The sequence below is a fragment of the Pseudomonas sp. GW821-FHT09E04 genome (genome assembly GCF_059416185.1).
In genome coordinates, this window is the sequence record NZ_JBWKOR010000001.1 from 266,383 (window position 1) to 284,799 (window position 18,417).

Consider the following 18,417-nt stretch of genomic DNA (forward strand, 5'->3'; position numbering starts at 1 on the left):
GCATCTCGGGACGCTCCGCGTCCCAACGGCGGACGCAGAGCGTCCATGGCGGCATTCCCACGCAGAGCGTGGGAACGATCTGTCGATCTGCGCGGGTCGCCCTTATTGCATTGATCAGGAGTTTCACATGGCGAAGAAACCCAAGTCAGCCACCTTCATCAAGGACCCGCTCTGGTACAAGGACGCGGTTATCTATCAAGTCCACGTCAAATCCTTTTTCGACTCCAACAACGACGGGATCGGCGATTTTCCCGGCCTGATCGCCAAACTCGATTACATCGCCGATCTTGGCGTCAACACCATCTGGCTGTTGCCGTTCTACCCCTCGCCACGGCGCGATGACGGTTACGACATCGCCGAATACCGTGGCGTACACAGCGATTACGGGACGATGGCCGACGCCAAACGCTTCATCGCCGAGGCGCACAAGCGTGGTTTGCGGGTGATCACCGAACTGGTCATCAACCACACCTCGGATCAGCACCCGTGGTTCCAAAGAGCACGCAAGGCCAAGCCCGGTTCAGCGGCCCGCGACTTCTATGTGTGGTCCGATGACGACCAGAAGTACGACGGCACCCGGATCATTTTCCTCGACACCGAAAAGTCCAACTGGACCTGGGACCCGGTGGCCGGCCAATACTTCTGGCACCGTTTCTATTCGCACCAGCCGGATCTGAATTTCGACAACCCGCAAGTCATGAAAGCCGTGCTGTCGGTGATGCGCTATTGGCTGGACATGGGCATTGACGGCTTGCGGCTGGATGCCATTCCGTACCTGATCGAGCGCGACGGCACCAACAATGAAAACCTGCCGGAGACCCACGACGTCCTCAAGCAGATCCGCGCCGAGATCGACGCCAACTACCCGGACCGCATGCTGCTGGCCGAGGCCAACCAATGGCCGGAAGACACCCAGCTGTACTTCGGTGACACCGACGCCGAGGGCGTCAACGGCGACGAATGCCACATGGCGTTTCACTTCCCGCTGATGCCGCGCATGTACATGGCGCTGGCCCAGGAAGATCGCTTCCCGATCACCGACATCCTGCGCCAGACCCCGGAGATCCCGGCCAACTGCCAATGGGCGATTTTCCTGCGCAACCACGATGAACTGACGCTGGAAATGGTCACCGACAAGGAGCGCGACTACCTGTGGAACTACTACGCCGCCGACCGCCGTGCGCGGATCAATCTTGGCATTCGCCGGCGTCTGGCGCCATTGATGGAGCGCGACCGTCGGCGTATCGAATTGCTCAACAGTCTGCTGCTGTCGATGCCCGGCACGCCGACCCTGTATTACGGCGATGAGATCGGCATGGGCGACAATATCTACCTCGGCGACCGCGATGGCGTGCGCACGCCGATGCAATGGTCGATCGACCGCAACGGCGGATTCTCCAGGGCCGACCCGGCCAGCCTGGTGCTGCCGCCGATCATGGACCCGCAGTACGGTTATCAGTCGGTCAACGTCGAAACCCAGGCCGGTGACCCGCATTCGCTGCTGAACTGGACTCGTCGCCTGCTGACCGTGCGCAAGCAGTCCAAGGCCTTCGGTCGCGGCACCTTGAAGATGCTGTCGCCGGCCAACCGTCGCGTTCTGGCCTACACCCGCGAATACACCGGGCCGGACGGCAAACACGAAATCATCCTGTGCGTGGCCAACGTCTCGCGCAGCGCTCAGGCCGTGGAGCTGGACCTTTCGGCCTATGTGGGCATGGTGCCGGTGGAGATGCTCGGCGGTAATGCGTTTCCGCCTATCGGTCAGTTGAACTTCCTGCTGACCCTGGCGCCGTACGGCTTCTACTGGTTCGGTCTGGCGGCGGAAAACCAGATGCCGAGCTGGCACGTCGAACCGGCGCAGAGCCTGCCGGACTTCACCACGCTGGTGCTGAAAAAACGCATGGAGGAACTGCTCGAGGCGCCGTCCCGGGTCACCCTCGAACAGGGCATCCTGCCGAACTGGTTGCAGAATCGCCGCTGGTTCGCCGGCAAGGATGCGGTCATCGAGCAAGTCCGGCTGGCCTATGGCGTGCGTTTCGGCGACGCGCAGCATCCGGTGTTGCTCAGCGAAATCGAAGTCAGCAGCGGCGGGCAGACCAGCCGTTACCAATTGCCGTTCGGCTTCATTTCGGAAGATCAGGTCGGACCGGCCTTGCCGCAGCAATTGGCCCTGGCGCGGGTGCGTCGGGTGCGTCAGGTCGGGCTGATCACCGATGCCTTCAGCCTTGAAGCGTTCATTCGCGCGGTGCTGCAAGGTATGCAGAGTGGCACGGTGCTGGAATCGAGTGACGGAGAAATCCGTTTCGAGTCCACGCCGCAACTGGACAAGCTCGGCCTCGGTGCGGAATCCGAAGTGCGCTACCTGTCCGCCGAGCAGTCCAACAGTTCGGTGGTGATCGGCAACAGTCTGGTGCTCAAGCTGATCCGCAAAGTCGCGTCCGGCGTACACCCGGAACTGGAGATGAGCGCTTATCTGACCGCCGCCGGGTTTGCCAATATCTCCCCGCTGCTCGGCTCGGTGATTCGTCGCGACGGGAAGGGCGAAGACAACTTGCTGATGATCGCCCAAGGCTACTTGAGCAATCAGGGCGACGCCTGGGAATGGACGCAGAACAACCTCGAACGGGCGTTGCGCGACGAACTGGCGGATGCCGTTTCCGAACAGTCGCAACACTACAACGCGCTCGGCGAGCTGAAGGATTTCGCCGGCATGCTGGGTCAGCGTCTGGGGGAAATGCATCAGGTGCTGGCGGCGCCGAGCGACAACAAGGACTTCGCACCGCAGGTCAGCTCGGCCAAGGATGCGCAGGCGACCGGCAAGGACGTGGGCGCTCAGGTCGAGCATGCGCTGAAGCTGCTCAAGCAGCATCAGGGCGAACTTGATGCGGCGGATCAGAAGCTGGTCGGTCGTCTGCTCGACCACAAGAAAACCATCCTCGCCCATGTGCAGGAGCTGGCGAAAAAATCCGCCGGCGGCTTGCGCATCCGCGTCCATGGCGACCTGCATCTGGGCCAGGTACTGGTGATCAAGGGCGATGCGTACCTGATCGACTTCGAAGGCGAACCGGCGCGGCCACTGGCCGAGCGCCGTGGCAAGCACAGCCCGTACAAGGATGTCAGCGGGGTGCTGCGCTCATTCGATTACGCCGCCGCGATGACCATCAATGTGCACAACGTCGACAACAGTCCCGAAGCAGAGGCGGCGCGTCGCCGGGTCGCCGAACGCTATTTGCGTGAGGCCCGCGAAGCATTTGTCGAGGCATATCGCCGGGCGGCAGCTAGTCTTGATCATGCCTGGCAAGATCCTGAAGGTGCCGACGCCGCACTGGCGTTGTTCGGCCTGGAGAAAGCGGCCTACGAGGTGGCCTATGAAGCCGAAAATCGCCCCACCTGGCTGCCCGTGCCGTTGCACGGTTTGTATGGGTTATTGACGGGGCTTGAACCCTTTTCCGATCTTGGTGGAGAGTAGTCATGAGTTTCTCGAACAAGGAACAGGGTCACGTTAAAGAACGCTTGCTGCCTAGGGCGAAGGACATCGATGCCTTGGTGCGCGCAGAACATCAGGACCCGTTTTCCATTCTCGGACCCCACGGCGATGGTGCCGGCGGGCAGTTCATCCGGGCATATCTGCCCGGTGCATTGAGTGTCACGGTGCTGGACAAGGACACCGGCGAGGAGCGCGGTCCGCTGGAGGCGACCGAAACGCCGGGGCTGTTCGTCGGGCATTTCGAGCCTTCGCGGCCGTATCAGTTGCGCACCCGCTGGGCCGGTGGCGAACAGGTCGCGGAAGACCCCTACAGCTTCGGGCCGTTGCTCGGTGAAATGGATTTGTACCTGTTCGCCGAGGGCAATCATCGCGACCTCAGCGGTTGCCTCGGTGCGCAGCTGAAAACCGTCGATGGCGTCGACGGCGTGCGGTTTGCCGTGTGGGCGCCGAATGCCAGGCGGGTGTCGGTGGTCGGCGACTTCAACGTCTGGGACGGGCGTCGGCATCCGATGCGTCTGCGGCATCCGTCCGGGGTCTGGGAGTTGTTCATTCCGCGCCTGCAGGCGGGCGATCTGTACAAGTACGAAATCCTCGGCGCTCACGGCATCCTGCCGCTCAAGGCTGACCCGATGGCGCTGGCCACCAGCCTGCCGCCGGACACCGCTTCCAAAGTCGCCTCGCCGCTGCAAGTCGACTGGCAGGATCAGGACTGGATGAACGGACGCAGCGAGCGCCAGCAACACAATGCGCCGCTGTCGATCTATGAGCTGCACGCCGGTTCCTGGCAGTGCGAGCTCGACGATCTGGGTGAAGTGGCGCGCCAGTACACCTGGCCGGAGCTGGCCGAACGGCTGATTCCCTACGTCAAGGAACTGGGCTTCACCCACATCGAGCTGATGCCGATCATGGAGCATCCGTTTGGCGGTTCCTGGGGTTACCAGTTGCTGTCACAGTTCGCGCCGAGCGCTCGTTACGGCACGCCGGACGAGTTCGCGGCGTTCATCAATGCCTGCCATCAGGCGGAAATCGGCGTGATTCTCGACTGGGTGCCGGCGCATTTCCCGACCGATACCCATGGCCTGGCGCAGTTCGACGGCACCGCGCTGTACGAATACGGCAACCCGCTGGAAGGCTTTCATCAGGACTGGGACACGCTGATCTACAACCTGGGCCGCACTGAAGTGCATGGCTACATGCTGGCGTCGGCGTTGCATTGGCTGAAGCATTTCCACGTCGATGGATTGCGGGTCGATGCGGTGGCATCGATGCTGTACCGCGACTATTCGCGCAAGGCCGGGGAGTGGGTGCCCAATCGCCACGGCGGTCGGGAGAATCTGGAAGCCATCGACTTCCTTCGCCATTTGAATGATGTGGTGGCGCTGGAAGCACCGGGAGCTTTAGTGATTGCCGAGGAATCCACGGCGTGGCCCGGCGTCAGTCAAAGTACCCAGCAGGGCGGCCTCGGTTTTGCCTACAAGTGGAACATGGGCTGGATGCACGATTCGCTGCATTACATCCAACAGGATCCGGTGTACCGCGCCCATCATCACAACGAGCTGAGTTTCGGTCTGGTCTACGCCTGGTCCGAGCGTTTCATCCTGCCGATTTCCCACGACGAAGTGGTGCACGGCAAGCACTCGCTGATCGACAAGATGCCCGGCGACCGCTGGCAGAAATTCGCCAACCTGCGCGCTTACCTGAGCTTCATGTGGACCCATCCGGGCAAGAAACTGCTGTTCATGGGTTGCGAGTTCGGCCAGTGGCGCGAGTGGAATCACGATCAACAACTGGACTGGTATCTGCTCCAGTATTCCGAGCACAAAGGCGTGCAGAAACTGGTTGGCGACCTCAACCGTTTGTACCGCGAAGAGCCGGCTCTGCACGAACAGGACGATGCGCCGCAAGGGTTTCAGTGGCTGATCGGTGACGATGCGATCAATAGCGTCTACGCCTGGCTGCGCTGGAGCAAGGACGGTTCGCCGGTGCTGGTGGTGGCCAACTTCACGCCAGTGCCGCGTCAGTCGTATCGGGTGGGTGTGCCGTTTGCCGGGCGCTGGAGCGAGTTGCTCAACAGTGATGCCGACACCTATGCCGGCTCCAACTATGGCAATGGTGGCGGGGCGTTCACCGATGATGTGCCGAGCCATGGCCAGGCGTTGTCGCTGGAGCTGAATCTGCCGCCACTGGCGGTGTTGATCCTCAAGCCCGAACGTTGATGAAGCACCTGCGGGAGCGAGCGGCTCGCTCCCGCAGGGCGACTGGAAGTGTCCTTACCAGCGCATCCGGATTCCCAGACTGCCGATCAACCCGTTCAGATCATTGTCATCCACGTCACTGCTGTAGTCGGCGCTGACGTACAGGCTCACCGACGGCGTGACCTTCGCCACCAGACCCAGACCCAACTCCACCGTCGATGACTTGCGGCTGCTGCTGATCTTGTCCACCTGATCGAGGGTCACCGTGTTGCCGGTGTACACCGTGTGCCACAAGTTGGTGCGAACGTAGGGTTCGACCGGCAGACCGCTCAGGTCGTAACTGCCTTTCAGCCGAGCGCCGACCCGGCCGCTCCAGGACGAAATATCACTCGATGAAGCGTTGCCCGAACCCGCGTAGGGCGTGTCGAGGGTGATCCGCTGATTGATCAACTGCGCCTGTGGCTCGACAACCCAGTTTTCGCTCAAGCCGATCGGGAAACCGCCCTCCACCGAGAACGTCATCGCGCTGCCTTCGGTGGCCAGGCGCGCGCCCTGTTCATTACGGCTGAAGCCACTGACCCGGCCACCGCTGGCCGACAGGTCGACGTGCCAGCCTTCAGACCCGGTCAGGCTGTAGTAGGCGCCGAGGCTCTGGCCTTGGAGGTTGAGGGTGTCGGTGGTCGGATCGACGAGGGCGCGATTGACGATCAGGCCGTTGCCGTTGCCCTGGATCTGGTACGTGCCGCCGATCAATCCGATCCGTTGGGTCTGGCCGCTGCTGCCTTGCAGAGTCAGCACTGGCGGTCCTTTGAGTGCTCCACCGCCGGGTGTCGCGAACCCGGGGTTGAGGATGTCGGTCTGCGCCTGGCGAGAGGCTTGTCCGTAGAGTTGATCCCAGGCCGAGGGGGCAAGGTCTTCGGTGATCAGGTAGTTGCCGCGCAGGTCGGGGCGCGGGCTCAAGCGTTGCGGGTCGGGTGTGATGACGGTCGCGGGCAGCGTCAGGATCGGCACGTCCTGGCGATACCAGGGCGTGGTCTCATCCGCCACAGGACCCGCCTGCGCCTCCATGGATGAGCACAGCAAGATAGAACTTGAAACGGTGCAAAAGGTGATTTTGATCTCGTGTGGGGTGAGTGAGGTTTTCATGAAGATCTACCTTGCTAGCGCATGTGGTATCTCGCCTTGGCGTCTCTCCTACCCCGAACGAGGGGCGACCGAATGGAGCGAGGCGAACCCGCAGCCACCCGTTTTCACAAGTGTCCGAAGGCCCGCCCCGGGTAGTGTTTCCGGGGGTAGTAAGGTAGAGCTAAGAAGACCGATGTCCCTGCGTCAAGAAATTGGACGATGAGCGGTATGGCTAAATCAGAGGTTGCAAGCGTTTGTTTTTCTGCACATATCTAAGTTGTTGTTTGCAGGGAAAAACACACCTGAAACCGCGAAACAGAGCGTTTGCTTAGCCTGCTATCGGCTTGCCAACTGATGCGAACGCCCGGATTTCCTGCCAGGCCACGCAGGTCATTGCTGTCAATATTGCGACTGTAGTCGGTGCTGGCGTAGACACTCGCGGCGCGGTCGAACTACAGATGCACCTCGACCGCCAGCGGCAGGTGATCCGACAAATGCGTCCAGGGCTTGTTGCCGAGTATCTGCGGATCATGGCTGCTGGCGTTGCGCAGGTAGACCCGGTCCAGCCGCAGCAGCGGGAAGCGCGCCGGGTAGGTCTTGGCCGGTCGGCCGTGATGACGCTCGAAGGCTTCGTGCAGGTAGTCGCGGCGGGAGAGGGTGAGGTTGCCCTGCATCTGCCAGTCATTGAAGTCGCCGGCGATGATCACCGGCGCGTCCTCCGGCAGGGACTCGAGCAACTGACAGAGCAGTTGCAGCTGCAATTGACGGTGGCTTTCGAGCAGGCTCAGGTGCACGCAGATCGCATGAACCTCATCGTGCCCCGGTACATCCAGTACGCAGTGCAGCAGACCGCGGCGTTCCGGACCGGTGATCGAGACATCGAGGTTGCGGTATTCGCGGATCGGGTACTTCGACAGCAGGGCATTGCCGTGGTGGCCGTCGGGGTAGACGGCGTTGCGGCCGTAGGCGAAATCGCTCCACATGCTGTCGGCGAGAAACTCGTACTGCGAGGTTTGCGGCCACTCGTTGTAGCGATTCGAATGCCGTTCGTGTTCGCCCACCACTTCCTGAAGAAACACCAGGTCGGCGCGGGTACTGCGCACCGCTTCACGCAGCTCCGGAAGAATGAAACGGCGGTTGAGTGCGGTAAAACCCTTGTGCGTGTTGACCGTCAACACCCGCAGGCGATGGATGGTCGACGGGTTCAAGGGCTGTGCGTCGATGACGTGACGCTTGGGGTCGCTGGACACGGTCGCTCCTCTGAATCATGACTGCCTTTTCATGCGACTGATCCGGGCGCGGGCAGTTCACATTGAGTGACTGCCCGCGCCCGACCTTCAATCCACGAAGACAATTTCATAAGGCAGGCGCATGCGCTCCAGAATAGCCCTGGGCAACAACGGTGCAATGCCGATGGCCGGTTCGCCGTTCAACTGGCTGGCGTAGGCGTGGGTAGCGTGGCTTTTGCGCGCGACGGTCCAGGTATCGAGGCGCAGCTTGCGCGCGCGGTGCCACGGAATCTGTGCCTGATCGCGCTCGGGCCAGTGCCAGGCCCAGACCGGCACATCGTGGTAGCTGGCACCGGCCAGTCGTGCGGCTTTGGCGCTGGCCCGACCGACCACTTCATGATCTTCGGTGCCGTCTTCGCACCAGGTGCTGAACACCACGTCACCGGGTCGCAGGTAACGCGAGATGAACTCGGTCAATTGGGCTTCCTGTTCAAACAGGGCATTGTCGGTGAAACCGCCGCGCACCCATTTCAGGCTGTGCATCGGCAGGCCCAGGCGGCGCAAGGCTTCGACGCTTTCCTGGGGGCGGAACACGCTCAGGCGTTTTTCCGACCACTGGCGCGAGCCGGGATGGCTGGCGCTGCCGTCGGTGATCGAGAGCAATTGCAGGGGATGACCAAGGGAAGACAACAGTTGCAGCAAGCCGCCGCAGGTCACCACTTCGTCACCGGGGTGTGGCGCAATGACCACCGCACGCGCGCCGGGCGGCACGAGGCTATGGGTGTTGATGACGGGGATGTTGTCGAGTTGCGCGGCGCTGTTCCAGATTTGCGCCGGCAGGCCGCTTTCGCTGAGAGATAACGGTTTCATGGGGAAGGACGTCCTTGTTGAGTCTGGCCTTCAGTCACCCACGGCAACGCGTGTCTGACCCGTGAAGGCTGGTTGATAACCCTGCAGCGCTCCGAACCCTGGATTGCCGCGATGCTGAGTATTGCTCAAGACGCACGGTTCGTCGCGTTGCAGATCAATCTGCTCCGGTTTTTTTTATTCAAGCTGTGCCGTAACTCTCAAGTCGTGATCGCAGACCCAGCGGTGGAGGCCGATGTGTCGGTGTCTTGCGCTCAGTCTTCTTCGTCGCGTTGCAGTTCAAACAACAGCAGCGAGCGCCCTGTAACCGAATATTGATGCCCGAAATCGAAGCGCTCCTGACCGCGGATCGACGGTTGGTTGGTGTCGACCATGCAGGTCCAGAAACTGCCTTCAGGCACTTCCGGCAGCGTGAAGTTGACGATGTCGTGATGGGCGTTGACCACCAGCAGCAACGTCGCGTCGGCGCCTTTACGGCGGATGCCGGTTTCCTGGGCGCGGCCATCGAGCAACATGCCCAGGCAGCGGTTGTGTGCATCGTGCCAGTGTTCGGTGGTCATTTCCGTGGCGTCCGGGGCCAGCCAGGTCACGTCCTTGACCCCGATGTCTTCGTTGTATTCACCCACCAGAAAACGCCCGCGCCGCAGGATCGGGTAGGTCAGGCGCAGTTTGATCAGGCGTTTGACGAATTTGAGCAGCGCCTTGCCGTCCTCGCTCAGGTCCCAGTTGACCCAACCGATTTCGCTGTCCTGGCAGTAGGCGTTGTTGTTGCCGTCCTGGGTGCGGGCGAACTCGTCGCCGGCCACCAGCATCGGCGTGCCCTGGGCCAGCAGCAGGGTGGCGAAGAAGTTGCGCATTTGCCGGTGACGCAGCGCATTGATTTCCGGATCGTCGGTGGGCCCCTCGACGCCGTGGTTCCAGGACAGGTTGTTGTTGCTGCCGTCCTGGTTGTTTTCGTCGTTGGCCTCGTTGTGCTTGTCGTTGTAGGACACCAGATCGTTGAGGGTGAAACCGTCGTGGGCGGTGACGAAGTTCACTGACGAGTAAGGGCGTCGGCCGCGCTGATTGAACATCTCGCCGGAAGCGGTCATGCGGCTGGCGAAGTCGGCGAGCTGACCGTCGTCACCTTTCCAGAATGCACGCACGGTGTCGCGGAACTTGTCGTTCCATTCGACCCAACCCGGCGGGAAGTTGCCGACCTGATAGCCACCGGGGCCACAGTCCCACGGCTCGGCGATCAGTTTCACCTGGCGCAGCACCGGGTCCTGGCGGCAGGCGACGAGGAAGCTGTGACGTTCGTCGAAACCGTCGTGGTAGCGGCCAAGAATGGTTGCCAGGTCAAAGCGGAAACCATCGACGTGCATTTCACTGGCCCAGTAGCGCAGCGAATCAGTGACCATTTGCAGCACGCACGGGTGGCTCAGGTCGAGGGTGTTGCCGGTGCCGGAATCGTTGATGTAGAAGCGCTTGTCGTCCGGCATCAGCCGATAGTACGAAGCGTTGTCGATCCCGCGCATCGACAGGGTGGGGCCTTGCTCGTTGCCCTCGGCGGTGTGGTTGTAGACCACGTCGAGAATCACTTCGAGATTGGCTTCATGCAGGTGCGCGACCATCTCCTTGAACTCGGCGATCTTGCCACTGGCCAGATAACGCGGGTCCGGGGCGAAGAAGGCGATGCTGTTGTAGCCCCAGTAATTGGTCATGCCTTTGTGCAGCAGGTGCTGATCGTTGACGAAGGCGTGGATCGGCAGCAGCTCGACAGTGGACACGCCGAGTTTGCGGATGTGTTCCAGCACATCGTCGACCATCAGCCCGGCAAACGTGCCGCGCACGTTATCCGGCACGGCGGGGTGGCGCATGCTGATGCCGCGCACATGGGTTTCGTAAATGATGGTCTTGTCCCACGGCACGCTGACGCGATGGTCGTTGCCCCAGGTGTGCGCCGGGTCGATGACCTTGCATTTGGGCACGAAGGGCGCGCTGTCACGCTCGTCGAAACTGAGGTCGGCATCCGGGTGGCCGATGGTGTAGCCGAACAGCGCTTCGGACCATTTCAACTGGCCGACCAGTTGCTTGGCGTAGGGATCGATCAGCAATTTGTTGTGGTTGAAGCGGTGGCCGTTGGCCGGGTCGTAGGGGCCGTAGACCCGGTAGCCGTAAATCAGGCCTGGGTGCGCGTCTGGCAGGTAGCCGTGGAAGATTTCGTCGGTATATTCCGGCAGTTCGATGCGTTCGAGTTCGACTTCGCCGGCATCGTCGAAAATGCACAGTTCAACGCGGGTGGCGTTGGCGGAAAACAGCGCAAAGTTCACCCCCAGACCATCCCAGGTCGCGCCGAGCGGGAAGGGCAGGCCTTCACGGATTCGCGAGGGCTCGGCGTGTGCGGCGGGCTCGGCTTTCTTTGGACGGGTCATGATTGCTCCTGCAAATCGGGGTGGGCATTTTTAAAGGGCGAGTGAACCCTCGGTGGCGAGCGAACCCGCCACACGGCCATTCAGTTCAACGGTTCGAAAAGCCTCAGGCTGCCGGGGGCTTGCGGGGTGCGCGGGGCTTTTTCTCGGTGGCTTTTTCGCCTGGCGGAATCACTTTCGCGGCACTCGCCGGTTTGGCTTTGGCCGTCGTGGCCTTGGGCTTGGCCGCAGAGGCTTTGGTGGCTGCCGTTTTGCCAGTCGCCGCCTTCGGCGATTTCTTCGGTGCCAAAGCTTCGGCTTCGGCCAGTTTGCGCGCCATCTCCCAGTGGCGGGCTTCATGGCCTTCGGGCTTACCTTCCGATTCCCAGATCTGATAGGCGAATTCGCGGATGCGTTTATCGTCGGTACTCATCGCAATGCTCCTGAACTGAACTCATGCTTCTAGAAGTGTTGGATAAACAGATTGACCGGGACATCCCCCAGCGCAGCGCTGACCTCCAGCTCCCTGTTTTTTGTGACTGCGGTGCTCGAAAAAAGTCCCTTCAGATTTTCGTTGGAGGTGGCGAACGGTAATTCGACCCGCGTATCGCCCCAGCGCAGCGCATCGACCTGCGGGACGGCACCGTTTTCCAGCAGTGTTGCGCAACGGATCGGCACGATGACGATTGCCCGTTGGCCCCCGTGCTCGCGGGCAAACGCGAGCACGTTGTGCGCCTGGCTGCCCAGCACCTCGAGGGCCTGATACGAGCCGCGGCGAAACAACTCGGTGTGTTCGGTGCGCAGGTTCAGTACCTGAGCGATCAGCGCTTGCTTGATGCGCCCGTTGCGCCAGTTCGACAGCAGTTCCGATACGGGAACAGGTTTCAGTGATTGTTCACGCAAGCTGTAGTCCACCGGCCGGCGGTTGTCCGGATCCACCAGGCTGAAATCCCAGCACTCGTTGCCCTGATACAGATCCGGTACGCCCGGTACGGTCATGTGCAGCAAGGTTTGCGCCAGACTGTTGAGGGCGCCGGCCGCGGCGATGCTGTTGATGGATTTTGCCAATGCCCCGCGCAGCAGTTCACCTTCCGGTGCCAGCAACAGCTGCTCGGTGAAGGATTGCGCGGCGTTTTCGTAGGCTTCGTTCGGCGCACTCCAGCTGCTTTGCAACTTGGCTTCGCGCAGGGCTTTCTGCTGCCATTGCCGGATGCGTTTGGCGTAGTCGGTGAAACCACCTTGATCGTCGTTGTGCAGCTCCAGCGGCCAACTGCCGAGCAATGCCTGATAAAGGATCAACTCGTCAGCAGCCGACGGCATCTGATCGTCATTGCGCAGCGGCCGGGCGAGGGCGCGCCACAACTCGACCTGTTCGGCGTACCAGTGGCTGCGCTCGCTGAGCACAGCCAGGCGCGCGCGGGTGTCTTCGCCGCGTTTGTGGTCGTGGGTGGCGGTGGCCAGCAGGTTGTCGGGGAATGTCGCCAGACGTTGCAGGTTTGTTGCGTGAAAATCACTGACCGGGGCGCTGAACTGTTCGGTGTTGTAGCCCACGTCATTGCGCGAAAGCAGCACCGCCGAGCGGTACAGCGCGGTGTCTTCCACGGCTTTGGCGGCGGCTGGCGAGGTCAGTTGCTGAAAGCGTACGCAGGCGTGGCGCAGGATCTTGCGCGACCGCCCGCGGGGTTTGCGTCGCCACGGCTGGCCGCCGAGCCAAGCGGCCACGGACTCAAGCACCGGCCAGTCGCTTTCGCTTAATGTCTGGCGCGCACCTTCCATGGCCTGCTGGAAAAACACTTCGTCCTGCGCCGAACGGCCCAGCGCACTGATGTAGGTGCGATACACCGGGAAATGCACGATCAACGCCTGCAACACCCGGCGGATCGAGCCGAGCGTGAGGTCGCGGGTCATCAGGTCGTCCCGCGCCACTTGCAACAGCGCCTGGGCAACGCTTTCGCAATCACTGGCCAGCGAGCCGTTGAGAATCTGCTGACGCGCCAGCCGTGCTTCTTCGATAAACGCCGCGGGGCGCTCGGTACGGCGTTGCCACAAGTCGCCGAGCACGTGTTCACCGGCCGGGTCGTGTTGCAGCAGCGACAGCTGATTCATGAACTCGTAACCGGTGCTGCCATCCACCGCCCAGTCGGCGCGAAGGGTTTCACCGTCGCCGAGAATCTTCTCGACGTAGATCGGCAAGTGTCGCCCCGGTGCCAGAAAGTCGAGGCGTCGACGTAGCTTGCGGCAATAACCCCGAGGATCGGCGAGGCCGTCGATGTGGTCGATGCGCAGACCGTCGATCAAGCCTTCTCCGATCAACTGGAAGATCTTGCCGTGGGTAGCTTCGAACACGGCAGGCCGTTCGACGCGCAAACCGCCGAGTTCGTTGATATCGAAGAAGCGTCGCCAGTTGATGTCGTCCGCCGCCGTGCGCCAACTGGCCAGGCGGTAGCTTTGCCGCTCCAGCAATTGATGCAGCCGCTGGAAACCGTCGTCGGTCTTTGAGTCGTAGCGCGTGAGGTTGCGCTGAAGGGTTTGCAGGATGTGCGGGTCGCTGGCCAGTTGCTGGAGTTCTTCCTTGAGCGGGATGGCCAGCGAGCGGGCGTCGGTCTGGTAGCTGAGGGTGCTGAAGCGATCGGCCAGCGACTTGAGTGCTTCGTTTGTCGGCTCGTCGGGTTTGAGCAGCTCGCCGTAATCGCCGGGGCAGATCGGGAAGTGATGCTCGTAATGCTCGACGTGGAAAGTGCCGGACTCGGCGTTGAACACCAGCGGCAGCGTGCCGTCCTGCAACGCGACGCCGTAATCGCTGCCAAGAAAGGGCAGCAGCAACTGGCCTTCCATCAACGGATCGGGCGAGTGCCACTGGATATCGAAGAACTCGCCATAGGGGCTGAGCCGGCCCCATTCCAGTAAATCGAGCCACCACGGATTGTCACCGCCACCGACCGCCATGTGGTTGGAGACGATGTCGAGGATCAGCCCCATGCCGTGTTCACGCAGGGCCGCGACCAACCGGCGCAAGGCTGGTTCGCCGCCGAGTTCAGGGTTGACCCGGGTCGGGTCGACCACATCGTAACCGTGCATGGAACCGGCGCGGGCGGCGAGCAGCGGCGAGGCGTAAACATGGCTGATGCCGAGCCGGGCAAAGTACGCCACCAGCGGCACTGCCTGATCGAGGGTGAAACCTTTATGGAATTGCAGGCGCACCGTGGCCCGCAACGACTGGCCTGGCGGTGCACTCATTGGTCACGCTCGGCCGCCTGAAGGCGGGCGCAGGCGAGCAGTTCCAGACGCCGCGCGGCATCGACCCCATCGAGCAACGTTTCGCTGGTGCCCGGCAGGCGCCGTGACCAGTTGGGGTGGGTGTCGATGGTGCCGGGCAGATTGGCCTGTTCGTCCAGGCCCAACGCGTCTTCCAGCGGTAGAAGCACCAGCGGCGCGCGGGTGTGGCCGAGGAAACGGACACTGGCGTCGACCACTTGATCGGCCTCGTGGGATTCCTCGCGAAAGTTCTGTGGATCCTGGCTCAAAGCACCCCGGAGGCCTTCGCGCTCGCGTTCGCGATAACGGCGCCAGTCGATTTCACCGTTGGCGTCGATCAGCCCGAGTCGCGCATTCCAGTCGATGTCCCGGCCATGCCACCAGCCATTGAGCGTCGGGAGGTCGTGGGTGCTGGTGGTGGCCAGCGCGTTGTCCGGCCAGTCGAGGATCGGTTTGAAATGGGTGTTGTCCTGCTCGAACAACAGCACGCGCATGCCGAGCATGGCGCGGGTGATCAGTTTTTCCCGCAGGCCATCGGGCACGGTACCGAGGTCTTCGCCCAGCACGATGGCTTGATGGCGGTGTGATTCGAGGGTCAGCAGACGCAGCAAGTCGTCCACCGGGTAATACAGGTAAGCACCGTCCGCCGGTGCCGCGCCATTCGGGATCACCCACAGCCGTTGCAGGCCCATCACATGGTCGATGCGCAGGCCACCGGCGTGGGCAAAATTGGCGCGCAGCATGTCGATGAAGGCACGAAAACCATTGCGTATCAGGCCTTCCGGGGAGAATGCAGAGATGCCCCAGCCCTGGCCGGAGCGATTGAGGATGTCCGGTGGCGCACCGACGGTCAGCGACGCCAGCAATTCGTCCTGAAAACTCCAGGCCTGACTGCCGGCGCCGTCGGCCCCCACCGCCAGATCAGCGATCAGGCCGATGCCCATGCCGGCGCTGCGAGCGGCGTTTTGTGCACGCTCCAGGCAGCGGTGGATCAACCATTGGCAAAACGCGAAGTAGCCGATGCGCTCGGCGTATTCCTCGGCAAACGCACCGAGGGCGGCACCTCGCGGGTCGTGCCAGTGCTCCGGCCATTCACGCCAGTCGAGATTTTCGCCCCGGGCGGCGCGCATTTCCTGAATGGCTTCGAAGCGGCAGTGGTTTTCCAGCGCTTCGCCACCCGCATCGCGGTAACTGGAGAAGTCCGCCTGCAACGGATGCTCGCCACGGGTGAAGCCTTCGTACAACGCTTGCAACAGCTTTTGCTTGGCGTCGGCGGCGCTGGGCCAGTCGATCAGTTTCAGGTTTTCCAGTTGCTCGAATTGATCCGCCACGCCGGCGGTGTCGATGGCATCACGCAGGGCGCGCTCGCCGAGAATCGTCCTCGGCGCGGCATACAGCGAATTGAGAAACAGGCGGCTGGACGGCGAATACGGGCTGTAGCGCCCGGTGTCGGCGCTGAACATCGCATGCAGCGGGCTGATCGCCAAAGCGTCGGCACCGCGTTCGCCGGCGCTGCGGGCCAGTTCTTCCAACGCCTGGGTGTCGCCGAAGCCACCGTCGCCGGGGCGGCGCAGGCTGTAAAGCTGAACGCTCAGGCCCCAGGCGCGGGGGATCGGGCTGTCCACGGCATCGCCCACGCTGTAGCAGCGCTCGGGGGCCACGGCCAGGGTGAATTGTTGACCGGCGATGTGAACTTGCTGATAGCCGACCGGGATCTCGCCAGGCAACACCGCATCGGCATCCAGCTTGAGCGACAGCCGCGTGCCGTCCTCCAGATGAATCTCACAGGGACTTTCAGGTTCGAAATAGCGCGCCAGATCCAGATCCGCGCCGACATCGGCGGTCAGCAAGGGCGGCAGTTGGCGGTTCTGTTGCGCTTGTTGCAGTTCCAGCAGGCTGGCGTCGATTTCCTGGGCTGAACCGGCCGGGTGACCGAGCCCGGTAAGGACATTGCGCAGCACGGCCGGCGCGACTTTTTGCGGGCGGCCATTGGCATCGATCCAGTCGACCGCAAGGCCGGCTCGGCTGGCGAGAATTTCCAGTTGCGCATCGCTCATAGGCGCTCTCCATCCAGGGGTGGCAAAGGGGTTGCGGCCGTGAGGCTGACGAGCGCGCAATGCGGGGGCAGTCGGCCCGCGTCCGGCAGGTCGGCGGCGGGCGGTTGCTGCAAGAGCCACACCGCGTCGGCCTGTGGTGGGTTGACCACTGGCGTGTTGCTGAGGTTCAGGTCGATTCGCAGCTCGCTGCCATCGCCCAGACGCCAGCGTGCACTGACGGCGCCAAACCCCAGCACCTGCGCGCCGAGTGCCTGGGTGCCGGGTAAATGCGGGGTGATGTGTTGGTGGCGCAGCTGTAACAGGTGTCGATACAGCGCAAGCGTTGTCTGCTGTTTCGGCGTGCCGCTGCCAATCAGCCTCGGTTGCGAGGCGTGGAACGTCTGCTCGGCGTTGGGATCGGGAATCTGCTCGCGGCGTTGCGGATCGGCGAAGGCGCTGAACGCGGCGAACTCGTTACGCCGGCCTTCGCGCACAAGCTTCGCGAGCTCACCGTGGTGGCTGGTGAAGAACAGGAACGGTTGCTCGGCAGCGTATTCGTCGCCCATGAACATCAGCGGAATCATCGGTGACAGCAGCAACAGCACCGTAGCGGCCTGGAGCGCGCGCGGATCGGCCAGTTGATGCAGGCGCTCGCCGAAGGCGCGGTTACCGATCTGGTCATGATTCTGCAAGAACAGCACGAACGCGGTGGACGGCAGATGTTCGCTCGGCTCGCCACGGGGCGTGCCGTGGCGGGTCAGATGACCCTGAAATACAAAACCCTGGCTCAGGCAGCGGGCCAATTGTTCAGTGGGGTGTTCGGCGTAGTCGGCGTAATAGGCATCGGTTTCGCCGGTCAGCAGCACGTGCAGGGCATTGTGGCCGTCGTCGTTCCACTGGGCATCGTAGGCGTCTTCCAGCAGGCTGGCCTGATTGTGCTCGTTCTCCACGGTCAGCCAGACATGCCGCGACGGATCGATCTGCTGCCGTATGCGCTGCGCCAGTTCAGGCAGGAAGTCGGGGCTTTCTATGGCATGCACTGCATCCAGGCGCAGTCCGTCGAAACGGTATTCGAGCAGCCACATCAAGGCGTTTTCGACGAAGAAGTCCCGTACTTCGCGGTGGCGGAAATCAATGGCCGCGCCCCACGGGGTGTGTTTGTCTTCGCGAAAGAAACCCTTGGCGTAGCGATGCAGGTAATTGCCGTCGGGGCCGAAGTGGTTGTAGACCACGTCGAGAATCACCGCCAGGCCATAACCGTGGGCGCTGTCGATCAGGTGTTTGAGTTGTTCCGGCGTGCCATAGGAAGCTTGCGGCGCGTAGTGCAGCACGCCGTCGTAGCCCCAGTTGCGCTCGCCGGGAAACTGCGCGATCGGCATCAGTTCGATGGCGGTGATGCCCAACCCGGCGAGGCGCGCCAGATGCTGCTCGACTTCGGCAAAACCGCCGAGGGCGCCGACATGCAGCTCGTAAATCACTGCTTCGTTCCAGGGCCGACCCTGCCACGTTGTATTCCGCCAGGCATAGGCGTGCGGATCGACGACCACGCTTTGGCGGTCGAGGTCGCCGTCCTGCGCCCTGGAGGCCGGATCGGGCACCTCCAGTTCGCCGTCAATGTTGTAGCGGTAGCGACTGCCGGCGGGGCAGCGGCTCTTGATCACGAACCAGCCGTCAGCCTGCGGCAGCATGGGCAGAGACCGACCGTTGCCCAGCTCGACGCTGACGTAAAACGCATCCGGCGCCCACAACGCGAATTGCGTGTGGTCGGCATCCAGCATGATCGCGCCGTGGGGCCAGGTTTCAAGGGACCGTAACGGCATCGTTGAAAACCTC

General features: G+C 62.4%; 10 protein-coding genes. 2 read left to right on the forward strand and 8 right to left on the reverse strand.

All coding sequences use genetic code 11. The features are described 5' to 3' along the window. Positions 1 to 127 precede the first annotated feature (127 nt). Together treS and glgB are read left to right on the forward strand one after the other, a co-directional pair. Entirely contained in the window at positions 128 to 3,469 is a 3,342-nt protein-coding gene (gene treS, locus AC07N4_RS01340) for a maltose alpha-D-glucosyltransferase (RefSeq protein ID WP_493064759.1), read from the forward strand. A gap of 2 nt (positions 3,470 to 3,471) precedes the next feature. Next, on the forward strand, positions 3,472 to 5,703 hold the full coding sequence (glgB, locus tag AC07N4_RS01345) for a 1,4-alpha-glucan branching protein GlgB (protein ID WP_102621365.1): 2,232 nt from the start codon (positions 3,472 to 3,474) through the stop codon (positions 5,701 to 5,703). Positions 5,704 to 5,757: 54 nt separating this feature from the next. Here the strand turns inward: glgB and AC07N4_RS01350 are convergent, their stop codons facing one another. The 8 genes from AC07N4_RS01350 to treZ form a co-directional block, all read right to left on the reverse strand. Continuing rightward, complete coding sequence (locus AC07N4_RS01350; RefSeq protein WP_102621364.1) at positions 5,758 to 6,828, reverse strand: autotransporter domain-containing protein; 1,071 nt, start codon at positions 6,826 to 6,828, stop codon at positions 5,758 to 5,760. A gap of 431 nt (positions 6,829 to 7,259) precedes the next feature. Then, complete coding sequence (locus AC07N4_RS01355; RefSeq protein ID WP_096820269.1) at positions 7,260 to 8,057, reverse strand: endonuclease/exonuclease/phosphatase family protein; 798 nt, start codon at positions 8,055 to 8,057, stop codon at positions 7,260 to 7,262. Positions 8,058 to 8,144: 87 nt separating this feature from the next. Further along, positions 8,145 to 8,906 carry a PIG-L deacetylase family protein gene (locus AC07N4_RS01360; RefSeq protein ID WP_096820270.1) on the reverse strand — a complete coding sequence of 254 codons (762 nt, stop codon included), beginning with the start codon at positions 8,904 to 8,906 and terminating at the stop codon, positions 8,145 to 8,147. A gap of 251 nt (positions 8,907 to 9,157) precedes the next feature. Next, complete coding sequence (gene glgX, locus AC07N4_RS01365; protein WP_096820271.1) at positions 9,158 to 11,317, reverse strand: glycogen debranching protein GlgX; 2,160 nt, start codon at positions 11,315 to 11,317, stop codon at positions 9,158 to 9,160. A 103-nt stretch (positions 11,318 to 11,420) separates the two neighbouring features. Beyond that, positions 11,421 to 11,726 carry a DUF2934 domain-containing protein gene (locus AC07N4_RS01370; protein WP_493064760.1) on the reverse strand — a complete coding sequence of 102 codons (306 nt, stop codon included), beginning with the start codon at positions 11,724 to 11,726 and terminating at the stop codon, positions 11,421 to 11,423. 29 nt (positions 11,727 to 11,755) lie between these two features. Then, positions 11,756 to 14,530, reverse strand: coding sequence for a malto-oligosyltrehalose synthase (locus AC07N4_RS01375; protein WP_493064761.1), 2,775 nt, complete (start codon positions 14,528 to 14,530; stop codon positions 11,756 to 11,758). After that, positions 14,527 to 16,605: a 4-alpha-glucanotransferase gene (gene malQ, locus AC07N4_RS01380; RefSeq protein ID WP_493064762.1), complete on the reverse strand. Its 2,079-nt coding sequence runs from the start codon at positions 16,603 to 16,605 to the stop codon at positions 14,527 to 14,529. Before malQ ends, AC07N4_RS01375 begins: the two co-directional genes overlap by 4 nt. Then, positions 16,602 to 18,404 carry a malto-oligosyltrehalose trehalohydrolase gene (gene treZ / locus AC07N4_RS01385; protein ID WP_493064763.1) on the reverse strand — a complete coding sequence of 601 codons (1,803 nt, stop codon included), beginning with the start codon at positions 18,402 to 18,404 and terminating at the stop codon, positions 16,602 to 16,604. Before treZ ends, malQ begins: the two co-directional genes overlap by 4 nt. Positions 18,405 to 18,417: the final 13 nt, after the last annotated feature.